Annotated in this window: 14 protein-coding genes; 3 read left to right on the top strand and 11 right to left on the bottom strand. The window is 69.5% G+C overall.

The window, feature by feature from the left end:
- Nucleotides 1–98 precede the first annotated feature (98 nt).
- The 6 genes from ASG59_RS04760 to ASG59_RS04735 form a co-directional block, all read right to left on the bottom strand.
- On the bottom strand, nt 99–578 hold the full coding sequence (locus ASG59_RS04760; RefSeq protein ID WP_055887449.1) for a GNAT family N-acetyltransferase: 480 nt from the start codon (nt 576–578) through the stop codon (nt 99–101).
- 38 nt (nt 579–616) lie between these two features.
- On the bottom strand, nt 617–937 hold the full coding sequence (locus ASG59_RS04755) for a DUF2218 domain-containing protein (RefSeq protein ID WP_055887100.1): 321 nt from the start codon (nt 935–937) through the stop codon (nt 617–619).
- A gap of 74 nt (nt 938–1,011) precedes the next feature.
- On the bottom strand, nt 1,012–1,854 hold the full coding sequence (locus ASG59_RS04750; RefSeq protein WP_056407250.1) for a sugar phosphate isomerase/epimerase family protein: 843 nt from the start codon (nt 1,852–1,854) through the stop codon (nt 1,012–1,014).
- Nucleotides 1,851–3,164, bottom strand: a complete 1,314-nt coding sequence (locus tag ASG59_RS04745) for a DUF6005 family protein (protein ID WP_056407248.1) — start codon at nt 3,162–3,164, stop codon at nt 1,851–1,853. Before ASG59_RS04745 ends, ASG59_RS04750 begins: the two co-directional genes overlap by 4 nt.
- On the bottom strand, nt 3,161–6,178 hold the full coding sequence (locus ASG59_RS04740) for an IucA/IucC family protein (protein ID WP_056407246.1): 3,018 nt from the start codon (nt 6,176–6,178) through the stop codon (nt 3,161–3,163). Before ASG59_RS04740 ends, ASG59_RS04745 begins: the two co-directional genes overlap by 4 nt.
- A complete protein-coding gene (locus ASG59_RS04735; protein WP_056407245.1) occupies nt 6,162–7,946 on the bottom strand; it encodes an IucA/IucC family protein in 1,785 nt (594 codons plus the stop codon). Before ASG59_RS04735 ends, ASG59_RS04740 begins: the two co-directional genes overlap by 17 nt.
- Before the next feature lie 1,248 nt (nt 7,947–9,194).
- Here ASG59_RS04735 and ASG59_RS04730 point away from each other — a divergent pair.
- A complete protein-coding gene (locus tag ASG59_RS04730) occupies nt 9,195–11,441 on the top strand; it encodes a TonB-dependent siderophore receptor (protein WP_244475625.1) in 2,247 nt (748 codons plus the stop codon).
- A gap of 58 nt (nt 11,442–11,499) precedes the next feature.
- The gene (locus ASG59_RS04725; protein WP_056407244.1) at nt 11,500–13,062 is read left to right on the top strand and encodes a PepSY-associated TM helix domain-containing protein; all 1,563 of its coding nucleotides are present in this window, start codon (nt 11,500–11,502) and stop codon (nt 13,060–13,062) included.
- A 34-nt stretch (nt 13,063–13,096) separates the two neighbouring features.
- Here ASG59_RS04725 and ASG59_RS04720 read toward each other — a convergent pair whose 3' ends face one another.
- From ASG59_RS04720 to ASG59_RS04710, 3 genes are all read right to left on the bottom strand, one after another.
- Entirely contained in the window at nt 13,097–13,441 is a 345-nt protein-coding gene (locus tag ASG59_RS04720) for a DUF3325 domain-containing protein (protein ID WP_056407242.1), read from the bottom strand.
- Nucleotides 13,441–13,770 carry an iron transporter gene (locus ASG59_RS04715; RefSeq protein ID WP_244475624.1) on the bottom strand — a complete coding sequence of 110 codons (330 nt, stop codon included), beginning with the start codon at nt 13,768–13,770 and terminating at the stop codon, nt 13,441–13,443. Before ASG59_RS04715 ends, ASG59_RS04720 begins: the two co-directional genes overlap by 1 nt.
- Nucleotides 13,771–14,341: 571 nt before the next feature.
- Nucleotides 14,342–14,782 carry a PRC-barrel domain-containing protein gene (locus tag ASG59_RS04710; RefSeq protein ID WP_055887082.1) on the bottom strand — a complete coding sequence of 147 codons (441 nt, stop codon included), beginning with the start codon at nt 14,780–14,782 and terminating at the stop codon, nt 14,342–14,344.
- 280 nt (nt 14,783–15,062) lie between these two features.
- On the opposite strand from ASG59_RS04710, the gene ASG59_RS04705 reads away from it, so the two are divergent.
- A complete protein-coding gene (locus tag ASG59_RS04705; RefSeq protein WP_055887078.1) occupies nt 15,063–15,425 on the top strand; it encodes an SWIB/MDM2 domain-containing protein in 363 nt (120 codons plus the stop codon).
- Nucleotides 15,426–15,501: 76 nt separating this feature from the next.
- Here the strand turns inward: ASG59_RS04705 and ASG59_RS04700 are convergent, their stop codons facing one another.
- Complete coding sequence (locus ASG59_RS04700; RefSeq protein WP_056283431.1) at nt 15,502–16,299, bottom strand: SDR family oxidoreductase; 798 nt, start codon at nt 16,297–16,299, stop codon at nt 15,502–15,504.
- Nucleotides 16,300–16,363: 64 nt separating this feature from the next.
- Nucleotides 16,364–17,773: an MFS transporter gene (locus tag ASG59_RS04695; RefSeq protein WP_244475623.1), complete on the bottom strand. Its 1,410-nt coding sequence runs from the start codon at nt 17,771–17,773 to the stop codon at nt 16,364–16,366.
- Between the last annotated feature and the right edge of the window lie 76 nt (nt 17,774–17,849).

Here is a 17,849-nt window from a genome sequence, read left to right as displayed (position 1 = left end):
GCATGTGTTGACCAGGCCGGCCGGCGTCATCGTGTCCGGATTTCGCTAAGACGTCGTGTTCAAGGCTTTCGGATCGCCGAACCCTATGAAACGGGGTCTCAGATCGCCTGCGGGAATCTCACGCGTGCCATGCAATGCACGTCCACGAACGCGCCGTTCCGGAAGCTCGCCGCCTTGTGCGTGCCCTCGATCTCGAAACCGAACCTCTTGTAGAGGGCGATCGCCCGCGCGTTGTCGACGAAGACGGTCATCTCGATCCGGTTGATGTTGAGCCAGTTGTCGGCCGTGTCGATCATCGCGGCGAGGAGACGCGAGCCGATGCCGGCGCCCATGAAATCCTCATGGACGGCGAGCCAGAACTCTGCGGCATGGGCACGCCGTCCGTAGAACGGGCGCAGGGCCGCCGCGCCGACGACGCGATCGTCCCGTTCCGCGACGAGGTGGAGATCCCGCGGCGAGCGCGGCTCCGCCCATGTCTTGACGGCCTCGAAGGATTCGTAAGGCAGCGCCAGCGTTCCGAAGCGGAAGGCGGGTTGGTTGTAGATTTCGAAGAGGTCCGCGGCGTCCCCCTGGCGCATGGCGCGGGTGATCACGTCCGTTCTGCCTTGCGGGTGGGTCACTGCGACGGCTCCTTGGCATCGCGCGTGCCGGAGGCTGCCTCTGTCCAGTCGTAGCGGAGCGTTTCGCGGAACGCGAAGCGCTCGACGTGACGCGCGACGACATCGCGGAGGCCGGACAAGTCGGCGGTGTCCCGCGCCGTCAGGTCGATGGTCAGGGCCTCGGCGCTGGCGCTGAGCCGGGTCTCGCCGAGCGGCAGCGCGATGCGGCCGTCCGAGTCGGTGAACGCGGTCTCGAACCTGTGCGCCCAGTGCTTGCACAATTGCTGGAGGTAGCGGCTGGCATGGGGGGTGGGGACGACGGCACGGGATTGAAGCATGTCTTCTTCCGTAGAACTGGCGTTGATCGTCTTGGGCGCGATGCTCGGCTCTCGATGCGCCGATCGACATCCGGTCAGCCGGCGATATCCATCTGGAACCCGAGCGCGTTGCGGCGCCTGGCGGTGACGTCGCGCAGCGCGAGAAGGTCAGTCGGCAGAACGGAGAAGCAGGCATCGCCGAACCATTCGAGGGAGGCCTCGGCGTTCGGGTCCAGGGCGTCCAGGAACGACCGGTAGTCCAGCGCACCCTCGAAAAGTCCGGTCATGCCGTCGCGTCGCCCGGCCGCGGCGTAGACGTTGGCCGGCTCGAAGACGCCGAGGTCGGGGCGGGCCCGGACGTTCTTGAGGTGATAATAGTCGATGTGCTCCGCGAGGCCGTCGTGCGCCGCGAGCGGATCGTCGCCGCCTTCCCAGACGTGGAGCGCGTCGAAATTCACCTTGAGCGCCGGATGGTCGACCTCCTCGAGGAGGCGCATGAGCGATGCGGCGGTGTCGGCCAGGGTGTCGGGGTGGGTCTCGACGAGGAGCCGCATGCCGTGGTCGGCCAGGTGGCTCGCCGATTCCCGCAGGCGGGTCGTCATCAGGGCGCGCTCCTCGGGCGATGTCGTCGCGCTGCCTTTCGTGCCGGCGAAGGTGCGAAGCCGCGGCGCCCGCCACTGCCGGGCGAGCCGGCACAGGCCGGCGGTTCGCTCCATCAGAACCTCGGGCGGCGCGTCGAGCGGCAGGTAGTCGCTCAGCATCGGCACGCGCAGGCCGTAGGCCGCGAGCCATTCGCCGTGATCGCCCGGGCCGAGGTTGCGCGCATGCACCCCCCACAGCTCAATGCCGTCGAAGCCGCTGCCGCGCGCGAAACGGGCGATCTCGCCGATCGACAGGAGGTGGTGGCGAAAGCTGATGGTGCAGAGCGAGACTCTCATGCGGTCAGCCTTTCGCGGTGGGAGGACGGACGGCCGAGGCCTGGGCGGGCCTCGCGCCACGCTTCGTAGGCGTCCCCGAGCCGACGCTTGAGGGAGAACTCCACCGCGTCGAGCGCGTCGAGCTTGGCGAGGATCGGGGCGACCTGCGCCGGATCCTGGGTCCTGGCGAGCTTCAGGACGGCGTAGTGCAGGGCCGTCAGACCGTTCACCAGCGCCTCGATCTCGTCGCAGATCCGCTGGAACGCGCTGTCCGGCCAGCCCAGGGCGCGCCAGAAGAAGGCGAAGCCGTGCTCGTAGGCCCACTTGCGGATGGTGATCACCGGCAGTTCGCGCAGCGCCCCGTCGACATCGGCGAGGGCGAGGCCGCCGCGGCCCTCGGCATGGGCCGAGACGATGGCGCGCACCGCGTCGATCAGCGGGTTGGCCTCGGGGCGGAAGCAGGCCTCGAAGAAGGCCGCGAGGTCGGCATCCGCCGGGGGGTGGCCGAGCGAGGGATCGAACCGGTAGCCGCCGGCGACGCTCGGCTGGCGGATGGCGTTCAGGAGCGTGTCGCGCGCGATCGGGCCTTCCCAGCGGAAATCGGGATCGCGCACCTTCCAGACGGCGGGATCCTCCGAGAGCTCCACCAGCAGGTAATGCGGGAAGGGGTTCTGGTTGAACTTGTTCTCGCGCTCCGGCAGGTGGAACATGTCGAGCATCACCATGATGCACTCGTCCGGCGGGCGTCGCTCCAGGCACTCGAGGAGGGTCGCCACGTTCCGGTCCTTGGAGCGGGAGTGGTCGTACCAGGCCAGCAGCGGCACGCCGTAGAGCCGCTCGAACCAGTAGCGGAACGACTCGTGGTCCATGGCGTCCGAGTGGTAGGCGAGCCGGAAGCCGTCGGTGATCGCGAACTCGGCATCCCAGATCAGGAAGTAGAAGGGGCGGTGGTCGATGCCGCGCGCCTTCAGCCCGTCGCACAGGCAGCTGACGAAGCAGTGGATCTTGAGGTCGTAGGGCATTTCGCCGTGGACGCCGTCCGCGGGCGCCGCCGGTTCGCCGGCTGCGGCCGCCCGGTCGTCCTGCCCGCCCGGAGCCAGGAGCGCGGCGAGGTCGGCGACGGTGGAGAGGTCCTGCCGCCCGATGGCCTCCTCCGGGATCGACAGGGCGAGGCTCGTTTCCAGCGACAGCATGAGCTGGAGGAGCTGGACGGAGTCGAGATAGAGGTCCTCGTTCAGCCGCGCGTCCGGCCCGAACCGATCGAGGTGGGGGTGGTTCATCTCCTCGCGCAGGATCGTGCCGATGGCCGCGACGACGGTGTCCCGGTTCATGCCACGGCCTCCGCGACGAGGTCGCCGAGGCGGCCGTTTTCGTACCGTTCGGCGACCTCGCGGCGAGAGATCTTGCCGTTGGCCTGACGGGGGATCGCGCGCACCTGCACCGCCTCGACCGGCACCTGGTGGCCGGCGAGCCAGCGGCGGCACCAGTCCTGGAGCGCGCGCGGCGGCACCGGCGCGTCGGCGCTGAACAGGAGCGTCACCCGCTCGCCGGCGAAGGGATCGGGACGCGCGAAGGCCACGGCATCGGTGACGCCGGACATCGCCATCACCACGTCCTCGACCTCGCCGGGATAGACGTTGAGGCCGGACACGTTGATGGTGTCGTCCATGCGCGACACGAAGACGAGCATGCCGTCGGGCCGCCGGTAGCCGAGATCGGCGGTGCGGACCGGGCCGTCCTCGCCCTCCACCACGATTTCGGCGGGCACCTCGGCGCTCGCGCCTGCCAGGACGCGGTGATGGGGCAGCGGGTAGCCGATCGCGTCTGCCCGTCGCAGGTCCGGATTGACGGCGATGCAGCCCGCTTCCGAGCAGCCGTACTGCTGGAACAGGTGGACGACGCGGGCCCGGATGGCCGAAAACCAGGGCGCGGGAAGAAGCGTGCCCGAGACCATCGCGGCGTGGATGGACTCGCCCTCGGGCAGCAGCCGGGCGAGCGTGTGGAGCATGGCCGGCGAGGTGTAGAGCAGCGGGCGGTCGATCTCGCGCAGGCGGCGCAGGAGGTATTTCGGGTTGGTGGTGTCCACCACCACCGGCGCGCGGCCGCGGCGCAGGCCGACGAGGAGCCCGCAGATCAGCCCGTAGGAATGGGTGATCGGGCAGGCGACGACCGGGGTCATCCCGTCCGGCTCGGTGAAGGCCGCGACGTAGCTCTCGATCTCGCGCTCCACCGCACTCCAGGGGCGGGCGATGCACTTGGGTTCGCCCGTGGTGCCCGAGCTCATCTGGAGGAGCCGGCCCTCGCCCGGAACCGGCGGCGGGGCACCGCCCAAAACCTCGCCGTCCAGCGTGTCGAGGAACAGGCGGTGGCAGCCGGCGCGCTCGGCGAGCCGCCGCGCGCCTTCGTCAGGCACGGCCGGGTGGATCGGCAGCAGCGTGACGCCGATGCGGCGCGCGGCGAGGATGAGCGCGAGGCCCTCGGCGGTGTCGCGAAAGCGCGCGGCGATGCGCTCGCCGCCGCCGCACAGGCGCGCCTGTTCTGCGATGCGCCGGATGGCGGCATCCATCTCGTCCGCACCGACGTTGCGTCCGTCGATCTCGATCATGGGGTGTCCCGAGGAATCGCTGGGGGAGGGGAAGAGGGCGTTGGGCACGAGGCGGCTGCACCGTTCCTCGTCGAGGCCGAGCTTTCGCGAGAGCAGCGCCTCGACCCGCAGCCGCGGGGCGTCGATGGCGAGCCGGGCCAGCCGGTCCTCCAGCCCGTGCTCGGCCGCATGGCGCTTCAGGCGGTGGCCGAGGCGTCGCCAGAAATCCGTCTCGTCGAGCCCATGCGTGCGATGGACGAGATCGGTGACCTCGCAGAGGTTAAAGACGAACAGGCTGTCGGTGACGAGTTCGCCGAGGACGGCGGGCGAGCGCATGGCGTGGAAGCGATCGTCCACCGGACCGGCATGGGCGGCATCGATGGCGCCGAAATCCGGAACGCGGGCGGGATCCGATACGAAATCGGCCCCGTATTCCGCGCTCTCGTGGAAGTCGCGCAGAATCACCCGTTCCGGCCAGCCGTCGCGATGCACCAGGATCGTGTTCTGGCCGTGCGCTTCCAGCGCGACCCCGTGGGCCACCAGAAGATGCCAGACCGGCAGCACCGCGACCTCGACCCATCGGTCGAGCCACGCCCGCAGGCCGTAGCGCGCGAGCCAGGGGGCGACGAAGGCGGTGCCATCCGGCTCGCGCGTCGCCAGGACGTTGAAGGGCAGGGCGGCCTCGCCGGGCGACAGCGCGACGCTCTCGCGCCAGATCGCGGCGAGCCGGCCTGCGAGCGGTCCGTCCCGGTCGACGAGCGCGGCCGCGTATTCGCGCAGGACGTCCATCCGGTAGCGGCCGCGCAGCAATGGATCGCCCGCGACGATTCCCGCGAGCCACGCCGAGAGGGCGGGGGCGGTGAGCACGAAACGCGGGTCCAGGATACGAAGGCTCGACGTGCTGACGACGCTCAGGGCGAGCTTCACGCTGCCCGCGCGCGGGTCGTCGAGATTGTGCAGCGTGCGCAGGGACTGGCTGGCGCGGTAGCGCGGCCCGGCGACGCCCAGCGCGATGGCGCGGCCCTCCGCCAGCCACGGCCGCAGCGGTCCCTCTTCGAGGTGGCGCATCTGCCAGGGATGGACGGGCAGGAGGGCGTGGGTGTCGAACGCATGGCCGGCCTCGACGAGGCGCCGCTCCAGGACGTCTGAGTCCGGGCCGAGCTCGGCGCGGTGGAACCCGGCCTGCGCGCCCGGCAGCGAGAGGGCGATCGCATCCTTGCGCACGGCCAGCCATTCGAGCCGGAACGGCTCGGCGCATTCGGGGCCGTAGCGGCGATGGTCCGCCACGGTGAACCCGGTGCGAGCCTTGAAGCAGGGATGGTAGGGGTGTCCCTCCCAGACGGCGCCGTCGAGGGTCGCGAAGGGGAGGGCGCGGCGGTCCGGCGGGGACAGGGTCTCGGCGTTCCAGCGGCAGAGTTCCACCGTCTGGCGCAACTCGGCGAGCAAGCGTTCCCGGCGCTCGGGCGCCGCCGGCAGGGCATCCACGAGTGCCGCAAGGTCGGCCGGGCGCCACGCTCCCCCGGCCTCGACCGTCTCGAGGGTCGATGGATCGAGGCGGGGGCGCCCGAACGGGCCGATCGCGCCGGTGGCGCGGAAGCGGCGCCCGCCGACGCGCCAAGCCAGATGTCCCGAGGCCAGCCGTCCCGAGGTTTCGTCGCGGGCTGTGTCATGCTCGCCGAGCCCTTCGAACAGGATCGCTTCCGCCAGCTGCCGCAGGACGCGCAGCTCGGGCGCGCAAGCCGTCTCAAGAGGCGAGGGCATGGCCGGCCTCCGTCCGAGCCGCCGCGCGCAGGCGGAGCGGGTTGGGCATGTCGATGTAGTTGCCGCTGCCGTCGCCCGAGGCCAGCTCGTCGCGATCGGACAGGCGCACGCGCAGGTTGGCCTTGGTGCAGAGGGTCGGCCCCTGCAGCACCGCGCGGGCGAAGGCCCGGCCATGTCCCGTCATGCGGCGGGCCATCGCCTCCAACCGGTCGGCGAGGTCGTCGACGAGGATATCCTCGCCGACCGGCCCGTCGTGCCCCATCCGGGAGATCACGGAGAAGATCTGGTTGACCACGAGATAATAGGCGAGGCGGCGGCGGACCTCGCCGTCCTCGAAATAGAGCCCGGCGATGGCGGCGGTCTCGGGCGCGAGGCGCAGGAGCCGCGGGCGGGCCGACTCCGACAGGTAGAAGCCCTGGTTGTCGCGGTAGAAGCCCCGGCGCGGCCAGCCGGTGGAGACGTCGAGGAGCGCGTTCTGCTGATGCGCCTCCAGCGCGATCCCGTGCGCGTCGTAGAGCGCGACCACGGGCTCCAGCATGCAATCGAGGTAGAGGCCGAACCAGGTTCGGGCGGCCTTCGACGGTGCGGTGCCGTCGTCGCGGAGATGGCGCAGCAGGGTCTCGAGCCGTGAGGGGCGGCCCGGAAGCGGCTCGGCGGTCAGGGCCGCCAGGGTGGCGACGCCCCGCTCGGCCCCATCGCGGAACGGGTTCTCGCGAAACACCGTCTCGAAGCCGCTCTCCTCGCGGTCGGGGCAGCGCAGCGTGAGATAGGCCGGGTCGGAGAGGATCCGGAAGGCGGGATGGCGCGCGGCGAACCCGCTGCGCGCGATGAGCCGGGCCATGGCGACGCCGGCTTCGAGCTCGGCGATCCGGTTGACGCGCAGCGAGTTGGTGAGGGTGACGGGAAGCGAGAACTTCGCCATCCAGGGGCTCTCCGGCGCGTAGACGGTCCGGAGCGAGGAGGTCGCGGTGAAGCGGGGGCCGAAGGCGCCGAGGCGCCTCAGCACGCCCGCATCGACCATCGCCGCGACGTGCGGCTCCAGCATCAGGGCCTCGGCCTGGAGCGGATGCATCGGCACGGCGATCTCGCCCGGCCGCAGCGGCACCCGGGCCGCATCGGCGCCGAGAAGCTCCAGCGCGACCTCGGGCGCGGAGCGAGACCCTGCCGAATCGTGCCGGGCGCGGTCCGCACGGACGGCGAAGACGGCGAGCTGGAACGTGCCCGCTTCCTCGGGCGCATAGGCCCGCGCCTGCCAGGACGCGAGACCCTGCCGGCTCTTGGGCGTCGGGTGGAGCCAGTGTCCGAAAACCAGCGCGCGGTCGGCCCCGATGAAGCTCGTGTCGTCGGCCGTCGCCTCTCGGGCGAGATCGAGCTGGCGAGCGGTCTCGCGGTAGCTGTCGAGCACGCGCCCGAGCAGTTCCAGCTCGCGCCCGCGGGCCGTCTCCCCCGATCCTTCGTCCACGCGCGCATAGGCCTCGCCGAGGAGGTCCTGGATCGCGCGCATCGGCGCGACCGAACGCCAGCGGGGCTCGTGGAGATGACGGGTCCAGAGGCGGCCGAAGATCTGCGCGCCGCACAGCGAAGGGGAGCGGATTTCGGCGCGGATCGCGATGCGCTGGCTGCGCAGGTTCCATTCCACGCAGGCTGCCGGCGGCCCGTCCGGCAGGGCATGACGGACCCGGATGCCGGGATCGATCTCGCGCAGGTAGCCGTTCGCGAAACTGCGAAAGGCCGCCGCCTCGGCGATGGGCTGGGACGATGGTGGCATGAGGATCGATCCTCGGCGAAGGCCTTCGGTGGCGAAGGCCTTGGGGTGGCGAGGCCTTGGGGTGGCGAGGCCTTGGGCTGGCGAGGCCTTGGGGTGCCAGGCGGCGCGGCCGAGGACGGCCGCGAGGGGATCGGACGGTCTACCGGCCGACGGTCGGCATCCTGCGCGACGTCTCCATCGCCTCAGGATGGTGCGGAGCGACGCGTCGCTCCGACGATGCGGCGCGGCGGGCCATCGTTTCGCGCGCGGCCGCAGGGCTGCGCACCGGCCGGTACGAAATCGCCCCGCCGGCGAATTCGCGGTTGCGTGAAGTCGCGATGACGACCCGGGCGCCTCCTGTTTTCGTCAATGGCATTCTCCTCCCCATGCCGATCGTCGCGAAGATCCAACGAAAGAAATAAAACCGTCGAATCATCTCTATTGCACGCCCAATATGGGTATTGATATCGCTAATATAGAGATCATAGATTGATAGATATTATTTTTAAGATATAATCATGTACTATTTATCGGATATTTGGCATGAAATGATCGATCGTAGAAACGACGTCAAGATAAAAACGATAGATTGGAATTCGTCGATTTCCAGTTTTATCGCAAATCGATGCGGCTGGCGTCATTTACGATGTCTTTCACATTTGGGTTATCGTTCGGAAGCTCGTTTGTCCGATCCATATGCCGTGCTTGTTGGGCGCCCAATCTTCCGGTCGACGCGTTTCGGCAACGCCACGACGTCGGGCGCCTCCCGTATTCGGCCCACCGAGCGGTTCCGCATGGCCCGGCGATCATCGGCGGCCGGTGTCCTCGGATGCGCCTTCACGCAGGGCGACGGTCATCACGGCCCAATCGCGAATGGCACGCTCTTGTTCCAGAAAAACGTGGCGCTTTGCAAGCATCTATCGATTAGAATACTTCCAGAATAACGTATCGAGCGTGTGTCTTGCCTGCAACGGCGCCTCTAAATGAAATGTATCTTATAACTGTTCTATTTCTCAACGGGCGTCGACGACGGCACGATTCGTGAGGGAGGTCAGCGACTTGCCGTGCCGACCGATGCCAGGCTGGAATAGCTATAACCTGTTGGAGGAGTTGCTTAATTTGGAAAAGCGCCGCCTCGCTGGCGCCGGCGATCGTGCGCAGCGGGCCGATCGGCGGACACATCACGGGGGTTTTGACATGGCGTTGTGCGTACGTGGATCATACAGGCGGACGGCGTGGGTCGCCCTCGCCGGCGTGTCCATGGGGGTGATGACCCAGGCAGCGGTCGCAGGCGGCGGTGCCGGCCCGACCCTCCGACGGGTCGACGCCTCGACGATCGCTCCGGTCAATCCGCGCTACGTCCAGCTCGGCGCGCAGGGTGCGGACGCGGTGACGCTCGAAGAGCTGCGCGTCGAGGGGCAGGTCCAGGGCCGCGGCGTCGTCGGCGGCCAGCCGCCCTCGTCCGGCACCGTGGGACAGCCCCCCGTCCCCTATGCCGGCGGCCAGGTCGGGTCCGGAACCCGTGTCGGCTTCCTGGGCAATCGCTCGGTCCTGAAGACGCCCTTCAACGTCACGGGCTACACCAACAAGCTGATCGGCGATCAGCAGGCCCGGACGCTGTCCGACGTCGTGCTCAACGATCCGTCCGTCCGCAACGACGCTCCGGCGTTCAGCGACCGCGACTCGTTCTTCATCCGCGGCTTCTCGGTCACCAACCTCGATACCGCCTTCGACGGCCTGTTCTACATCGCCAATCCGCGCCGCACGCAGCTCGAGGGCATCGAGCGGGTCGAGATCCTCAAGGGTCCGACCGCGCTCCTGAGCGGCGGGACCGGCCGGGTCGGCGGCACCATCAATCTCGTCCCCAAGCGCGCCTTCGACGAACCGCTGACGCGGATCAACACCTTCTACACGAGCGACGCGCAGGTCGGGACGCATCTCGACGTGGGCCGCCGCTACGGGGCGTTCAAGGAATGGGGCGTTCGCTTCAACGGCGCCTACCGCAACGGCGCGACACCGCTCGACAAGAACGCTCTCGAGGTCAGCAACCTCGCGGTGGGCCTCGACTACCGTGGCGACCGTTTCCGCGCCGCGCTCGATCTGACGCATTCGAAGCAGAACGTCACGGCACCGTCGTCGCTCTTCAACTCGGCGGCGGCCAATATCGCGATTCCCCGGGCGCCGAACAATCGACGCAACACCTCGAATTCCTTCGAGTACTACGATTCGTCGTACAATATGTTGGCCGGGCGGGTCGAATACGACCTGCTGCCGGACACGACGGTCTACGCCGCCGGCGGCATCAGCCGCTACAACGAGGATTCCCTGTCCTCCTTCTATCAGATCACGAGCCCGACCGGCCGGGCGACGAACACGCTGTCCATCTCTCCCACCGAGCTTCAGGGCCGCAGCATCGAAGTCGGGCTGCGCTCCCAGTTCGAGACGGGGTTCGTCGGCCATCGGTTCAACGTCTCGGCCGTCGAGGCCTACAACGGCAATTTCTCGCGCGGCTACACCGCACCGCGGCTGCCCAGCTACCAGACCAACATCTACGATCCGGTCTACCTGCCGTCCGGCTCCGTCCCGACGATCGGATTCCCTCGCTCGGGCGGACAGCCCATTTTCGCCGACCTCACCGCGCGTAGCGTGGCCGTCGCCGATACCCTCTCCCTCGCGGGCGACCGCTTCCTGCTGACGCTGGGCGGGCGCTACCAGGAGATCGACCAGAACGGCTTCGTGGCGCTCCCGGGCCCGACCCAGGGGTCGCCGACGTCGCAATACAAGGAGGGCAAGATCACTCCGGCCATCGCCGTTGTCTTCAGCCCCTTCGACGCGCTGTCGTTCTACGGCAACTACATCGAGGCCCTGGTGCCGGGGGCGACCGCACCGACCGTGGCCGTCAACGCCAACGAGATCTTCGCCCCCACGGTGAACATGCAGAAGGAGGTCGGCGCCAAGTACGATTTCGGCACCGTCGCGGTCACGGCGTCGCTGTTCGAGATCGAGCAGCCGAGCGCCTTCACCGATCCCACCACCAGGCGGTTCTCCGTCAGCGGCCTCCAGCGCAACCGCGGCATCGAGTTCAATGTGTTCGGCGAGCCCTTCGCCGGCGTGCGGCTGCTCGGCGGCGTCACCCTCATCGACGCCAAGCTCGTCAACACCCTGGGGCGCCAGTTCGACGGGAATGCCGCTCCCGGCGTCCCCGACACCGCGTTCAACCTCTACGGCGAGTACGACCTGCCGCCGTGGCTGGCGCCGGGGCTGACGCTGACCGGCCGGGCGATCTACACGAGCGGCCAGTTCTACAACCAGGCCAACACGCAGTCGGTGCCGGACTGGACCCGCTTCGACGCCGGCCTGCGCTACGTCTTCGAGGGCGTGAACGGCAAGCCCGTCGTCGTCCGCGCCATCGTCGAGAACCTCCTCGACGATTCGTACTGGGCGTCGGCCGCCCGCGGCTTCCTCGCGGTGGGGGCGCCCCGCACGTTCATCCTGTCCGCATCCTTCGACTTCTGAGGCCTGCGATGACGATCGGACCCGCGACGATCCTCGCCCCCTGTGGGGGGACCGCATCGTGAAAGGAAGCTTTCGCCAATCGATGGCGTGGCTGCACACCTGGTCCGGCCTCGTCGTCGGCTGGGTGCTGTTCGCCGTCTTCGTGACGGGCACCGCGAGCTACTACCGCACCGACATCTCCCGCTGGATGCGCCCCGAACTCGCCCAGGTCGAGGCGGTGCAGGGGCCGGAACTCGCCGCGGCCGCCGAGCGGGCGGTGGCCTATCTCAAGGAGCACGCGCCGAAAGCCAGGACCTGGCTCGTCGGCATGCCCCAGCCCGATCACCCGGTGCTCGACCTGTTCTGGCGCAACCGGCCCGGGGAGCCGCCGGGCCACGTCCTGCTCGATCCGCGCACCGGCGCACCGGCCGCCGTGCGGGACACGGAGGGCGGCGACTTCCTCTATCTGTTCCACTTCGAACTGCATCTGCCGTCGTTCTGGGGGCGCTGGGCGGTCGGCGTCTGCACCATGATCATGCTGGTGGCGCTGATCTCCGGCATCGTCACCCACAAGCGGATCTTCGCCGACTTCTTCACCTTCCGCCGGGACAAGGCGCCCCGGCGCAGCTTCCTCGACGCCCACAACGTCACCGGTGTCCTGGCGCTGCCGTTCCACCTGATGATCACCTACACGGGGTTCGTGACGCTGGCGACGTTCTACATGCCGTGGGGTGTGACCGCGGCCTACAAGGGCGAGGCCAGGACCTTCTTCGCCGAGGCCGGCTGGACCACGACGGCCCGCCCGCCCAGTGGAAAGCCCGCCGCCCTCGCGCCGGTCGGGCCGCTCGTCGAGCGGGCGCTCGCCACCGTGCCGGAGAGGCTGGAGCGGCTGACGATCGCGAACCAGGGCGATGCCAAGGCGACCGTGGTGGCGATGTTCGAGGAGCCGCACGGCATTTCCCACGAGCAGCCCCAGATCGCCTTCGACGGCGTGAGCGGCGAGATCCTCGAGGTCCGCAACGGCGGCCTCGAGCCCGCGGCCAAGACCTTGACGGTCATGACCGGCCTGCACGAAGCGCAGTTCGCCGGCACGGCCCTGCGCCTGCTGTTCTTCCTGTGCGGCGTGATGGGCTGCGCCATGATCGCGACCGGGATCGTCCTGTGGTCGCTGGCGCGCCTGCCGAAGGCGGCCGAGCGACCCTTCTTCGGGCTGCGCCTCGTCCAGGCCCTGAACGTCGGCAGCATCGTGGGTCTTCCGGCGGCGGTCGCCGTCTATTTCCTCGCCAACCGGCTCCTGCCCGTGGATCTCGCCGGACGGGGGGATCGGGAGGTCCAGGCGTTCTTCACCGCCTGGATCGTCGCGGCCGTGTTGCCGCTCGCCCGCCCGGAGCGGCGGGCCTGGTGCGAAGGCCTGGCCACGGTCGCGGTCCTGTGCCTGGCCGTCGTCGCCGCCGACGTCCTCACGACGCCCGGGCACCCCTTGCGCCGCTCCGGCGGCGATCCGCTCTTCGCCTGGTTCGACGCCGCGATGCTGATGCTGGCGGCCCTGTTGGCCCTCGCGGCCCGCAAGGTCGTGCGCTACGAAGCCCCGCGGCGGAAGGCTTCGGACCGCCCGATCGAGCCGACGATGACGGTCTCTTGAAGAACACGTCCTGTCACGCCCTGCCGGGTCGGCTTCAGCGCAACAAGAGCAGCAAACCCGCGTACGCTCCGACGACGAGTGCTCCCGCGCCGGCCGGAAAAACGATGCGGGGCCGATAGGACAGCAGCAGGACGAGGGCGACGGCCGCCCCCGTCAGCGCACCGATCCATCCGACGAGCCCGAGGTCCCAGCCTTCCACGTGCCCGGTCAGGAGCAGGGACAGGCCGATGCCGACCCATCCGGCCAGGCGCAGGGCGACGACCCGCCGTTTTCCAGGCCTCGACCGGAACACCTCCCTGTGGTGCCGGTCCAGGCTCAGGCAGAGCGCCGCGAGCGCGGCAAAACCCAGCCCGAGATTGAGAACGAGGGCGGCCGGCATCAGAATCCCGCCCCCGCAGAGGCGGATGCCACCAGCCACAGGCTTCCGCCGATGAGGATTGCGGCACCCGCCGTCATGACGGTCGCCCGCAGGAGGGAGCGCATCGCGAAGACCAGCACGACGACCCCCGCCATGACGGCAAAGCTGAGAAGCGTCGCCGTCGTCACCGCCTCGGGCCGCGACAGGGGCAGCGTCAGCGACAGGAGCGCGGTCACGAGCGCGGCGATCCCGTAGCCTCCTCCCGTCGCCAGGGCGACACGTCCGGCGATCCTGGCTCCACCGACGAGGCGAGGCCCGCCGTGGATCGGGGTCGAGGTGGTGTTCGGCACTTAAAAAACCTCATGCCTCGGCGTCGGAGCCGGAATTCCATCGACCGCCATTGTCGGACAAAAAATCGATGCCTTCAATAATGTCGCATCAATCGCCGTCTCGCTGCGCAGGTAAGAATGATAAACATTCCAATGTACGTCTTGCGTTGCTTGCGCATCCGGACCTAGGCCGGACGGCCGGTGCTGACAAGATCGAATCCCACGGGGCGGATTGCACGCTCAGGCCGACCTCGAATGCGTTGGCTGCACCGCCATCGCGGGTTTCCTCGCTGAGGCAGACCGGTGTGGCGTCGAGCGGGGCCCCGGGCCGGCGAAGTCTCGTCGTAGCCGTTCCCGCGGAACGCGAGAGCGAGACGATCCCCCGCTGCCGTCGAAGCGACGGCCTGCCGATCTTGTCGCTGCCTTTCAAGCGGTACTCGTACGGGCCCACGGCGCTCTCGGTCGAGCCGGAGCGCTCGTCGATGCGTTCACCGTCCCCCGCGAGGCAGGACGATGACATCGGGCCGGGACATGGGACCGGCGGCTAGCCCGGACGTCTCGGCGTCGTCCGCTCGCCGTCCGGGCATGGTGGCTACAGGCGTGGTTCGCCGCCCGAAGTCGGCATGTCGTTCGCCAGGAGGGGTTGGTCGCGGCCGTCCCCGGGCGCCTGCTCCAGGGCGTCGCGGTCGATCTCGACCACGTAGCCGCCGAGCTCGACGCTGTAGCGCAGGGAGCGCCAGGGCAGCGGGTGCAGGCTCTCGCCCAGCCCCAGGAAGCCGCCGGCGGCCAGCACGACGTAGGCGACCTGACCCGAGACCTTGTCGAGCATGACGCTCTTCACTGCGCCGAGGTGCGTGCCCTCCTGGTCGTAGACCGCGGTGCCCTCGACGCGGGTCGAGGCGATGAGGCGCGCGGTCTCGTCGGTGCCGATGTCCTCGGCGGCGGGGTCGAGTTCGAGCGATCCGGGGGCGCGCAGAATCCGCTCCTGATCGTCCTGCGGCGGGCGGTGCGAGGCGGGCAGGTCCGTGGGCATGCGGTCTCCTGGAGTGGCGCCGACGGGGCCGGGCCGGCGCGGGTTCGCTGTTGCCGAAGGGGAAGCCCGTCGCGGGCCGCGAGGTTCCGCCGGGCGGCCGCCGCGGCGCGCGGAATGGGTCTTCCAGGTCGCTCCGTCTTCACCATCTGTGGATGACGATCGCGCTGGCGGTGATTTCCCCTTGGAACGCGGTGGTCACCGCTTAGTTGTTGCAGCTATGCGCCCCGAGGCCTTGGGCCACGGATCGACTGGCGCTCGCAGCCACATCCGGAGGGAAGCCATGGCTACCAAGACCGCACCGAAGGCCACCGAGAAGGCGGCCGCCGCTCCCAAGGGGAAGAAGGCAGCCGAGACCAAGGGCTCCGATGGCAAGGCCGCCGAGACCAAGGCCGCCAAGCCCAACGCCCTGCAGCAGCCCCTCAAGCCCACCGAGGAACTCGCCGCCATCGTCGGCGCCGCCTCGCTGCCGCGCGGTGAAGTGGTCAGCAAGGTCTGGGAGTACATCAAGAAGCACAATCTCCAGAACCCCGAGAACAAGCGTGAGATCCTGGCCGACGACAAGCTCAAGAAGGTCTTCGGCAAGGACAAGTGCACGATGTTCGAGATGAACAAGCACCTCGCAGCCCATCTCAAGTCGGCCTGACGGCCGGCTTCCGACCCAACCGAAAACCACGCCCGGTCCGTCACGGACCGGGCGTCGTCGTGTCAGGGGTCTTCCGTCAGGCGATGTTGCGCAGCACGCCGCCGTCGACTCGCAGGGCCGCGCCGCTGGTGGCGCTGGCCGCCGGGCTGCAGACGTAGGCGACCATGTTGGCGACCTCGTCCACGGTGGCGAGCCGCCCGATCAGCGAGGTCGGCCGGTGCTCGGCAACGAAAGCCTTGCCCATCGCGTCGAGGTCCGGATTCTCGCTGCCCTCGGCCATCGCCTTCATGAAGTCGGCCACGCCCTCCGACAGGGTCGGGCCGGGCAGCACGCTGTTGACGGTCACGCCCGAGCCCGAGACCGTCTCGGCGAGGCCCCGGGCGATGGCGAGCTGCGCGGTCTTCGTCATGCCGTAGTGGACCATCTCCACGGGGATGTTCACGGCGGATTCGCTGGAGATGAAGACCACGCGGCCCCAGCCCTTCTCGACCATGCCGGGCGTGTAGGCCCGCGACAGCCGCACCCCGCTCATCACGTTGGTCTCGTAGAACCGCTGCCAGTCCTCGTCCGGGATCTCGAAGAAGGGTTTCGGCTCGAAGATGCCGGCGTTGTTGACGAGGATGTCCACCGCCGGCAGGCCGGCTACCACGGCCTGCGTGCCCGTGGCCGCCGAGACGTCGCCGGGGGCGGCGAAGATCGCGCCCGAGCCGGTCTCCCGCTTGAGGCGGGCCACCGCGTCGGCGCAGCGGTCTGGGGTACGCCCGTTGACGGCGACGGTGGCGCCCAGGCCCGCCAGTGCCTTGGCGATGGCGTAGCCGATGCCGCCGGTGGAGCCGGTGACGAGGGCGGTACGCCCGGTGAGGTCGAGGTTCATGGCCACTCCTGATGCTGGTCGACGTACCCCGACAACGCGTCGGAGGCCGCCGGGTTGGCGGAGGTCACCCCTGCGGCTGGCGCCGCATCACGCTGGCCGCCGCGCCCAGCGCCGCCAGCCCGCAGGCGCACCACAGGGCGACCGTGATGGCGGGGCCGGGCCCGAGACCTTGGCCGAGCCCGAAGATCACCGCCACCAGGGCCGCGCCGAGGGATTGCCCGGTGAGGCGGGCCGTCGATTGCATGCCGCTCGCGCCCCCGCTGCGGTGGCGCGGTGCGCTCGTGATGATGACCTTGTTGTTGGGTGACTGGAACAGCCCGAAGCCGAGGCCGCACAGGGTCAGGCGCCAGCCGATGTCGACGGCGGACGGATCGGCCGGCAGCAGGGCTACCGCGGCCAGCCCGAGGGCGAGGAGCGTGAGGCCGACGCCGCCGAGCAGGCCCGGCGCGTAGCGGTCGGCGAGCCGCCCCGAGATCGGCGCCATGACCGCGATGGCGATGGGCCAGGGCGTCATCAGGAAGCCGGTCTGCGTCTCGGAGAGCCGAATCACGTCCTGGAAGTAGAACGGCAGCGCCACGTAGGCCATCATCTGCGCCGCGAAGGAGGCGACGGAGGTCGCCATCGATAGGGCGAAGGCGGGGATGCGCAGGAGATCGACCGGCAGCAGGGGTGCCGGCCTACGCAGCTGCGTGAGGACGAACACCGTGCCGACGGCCAGCGCCGCGCCGATCTCGAGGAGGGCGATTGCGCGCCCCTCGGCCTGGCCGATGCCGTCGATGCCGATGATGAGGAGGCCGAAGGTGAGCGCGTTGAGCACCGCGCTGACCCCGTCGAACCGGGCGCCGCTGCGGGGCGTGGCGGGGAGCGTGCGCAACGCCACCGCGAAGGCGACGAGCCCGACGGGCAGGTTGACGAGGAACAGCCACGGCCAGGTCGCCACCGACAGGATCGCCGCCGCCACGGTGGGGCCGGCCGCCGAGGCCATCGCCACGATCAGGGCGACGTTGCCGACCCCGCGCCCGATCAGCCGGCTCGGATAGATGAAGCGCACCAGCGCGATGTTCACGCTCATGATCCCGGCCGCCCCCACCCCTTGGGCGATCCGCGCCGCCACCAGCCAGCCGAGCGAGGGCGACAGGGCACAGGCCAGCGAGGCGGCCGTGAACAGGACCAGCCCCCCGAGGTAGACCCGGCGGTAGCCGAGGATGTCGCCCAGCGACGCGAACGGCAGCAGGCAGGCCGTCACCGCGATCTGGAAGCCGTTGACCACGAAGATCGCCGCGGACGGACTCACCCCGAGGTCCTTGGCCATCACCGGCAGGGCGACGTTGACGATCGCCCCGTCGAGCACCGCCATGGTCATGGCGAGCGCGATCGCCAGGAGCGCCAGCATCCGCTCGCGCGGCGGCAGGCCGTCCATCGACTTTGCAGCGTCCGGCCCGCTGGCGGCTTGCGTGTCGGCCTCTTGCGTCATGAGCGTGTCCATGGCCGGTACGGCGACCGTGCCGCCCTATGTCACCGCGCATCCGCCTCGTTCAAGGCATGCCACA

The sequence above is a fragment of the Methylobacterium sp. Leaf466 genome (assembly GCF_001425565.1).
Classification (GTDB): domain Bacteria; phylum Pseudomonadota; class Alphaproteobacteria; order Rhizobiales; family Beijerinckiaceae; genus Methylobacterium.
This window is presented reverse-complemented; position numbering and strand designations above follow the sequence as displayed.

Excerpts from the sequence above, each read along its gene's own strand:
- ASG59_RS04760 (WP_055887449.1), bottom strand. The coding sequence starts at position 578 with ATGCGCCAGGGGGACGCCGCGGACCTCTTCGAAATCTACAACCAACCC.
- ASG59_RS04755 (WP_055887100.1), bottom strand. The coding sequence starts at position 937 with ATGCTTCAATCCCGTGCCGTCGTCCCCACCCCCCATGCCAGCCGCTAC.
- ASG59_RS04750 (WP_056407250.1), bottom strand. The coding sequence starts at position 1,854 with ATGAGAGTCTCGCTCTGCACCATCAGCTTTCGCCACCACCTCCTGTCG.
- ASG59_RS04745 (WP_056407248.1), bottom strand. The coding sequence starts at position 3,164 with ATGAACCGGGACACCGTCGTCGCGGCCATCGGCACGATCCTGCGCGAG.
- ASG59_RS04740 (WP_056407246.1), bottom strand. The coding sequence starts at position 6,178 with ATGCCCTCGCCTCTTGAGACGGCTTGCGCGCCCGAGCTGCGCGTCCTG.
- ASG59_RS04735 (WP_056407245.1), bottom strand. The coding sequence starts at position 7,946 with ATGCCACCATCGTCCCAGCCCATCGCCGAGGCGGCGGCCTTTCGCAGT.
- ASG59_RS04730 (WP_244475625.1), top strand. The coding sequence starts at position 9,195 with ATGACCCAGGCAGCGGTCGCAGGCGGCGGTGCCGGCCCGACCCTCCGA.
- ASG59_RS04720 (WP_056407242.1), bottom strand. The coding sequence starts at position 13,441 with ATGCCGGCCGCCCTCGTTCTCAATCTCGGGCTGGGTTTTGCCGCGCTC.
- ASG59_RS04710 (WP_055887082.1), bottom strand. The coding sequence starts at position 14,782 with ATGCCCACGGACCTGCCCGCCTCGCACCGCCCGCCGCAGGACGATCAG.
- ASG59_RS04705 (WP_055887078.1), top strand. The coding sequence starts at position 15,063 with ATGGCTACCAAGACCGCACCGAAGGCCACCGAGAAGGCGGCCGCCGCT.
- ASG59_RS04700 (WP_056283431.1), bottom strand. The coding sequence starts at position 16,299 with ATGAACCTCGACCTCACCGGGCGTACCGCCCTCGTCACCGGCTCCACC.
- ASG59_RS04695 (WP_244475623.1), bottom strand. The coding sequence starts at position 17,773 with ATGACGCAAGAGGCCGACACGCAAGCCGCCAGCGGGCCGGACGCTGCA.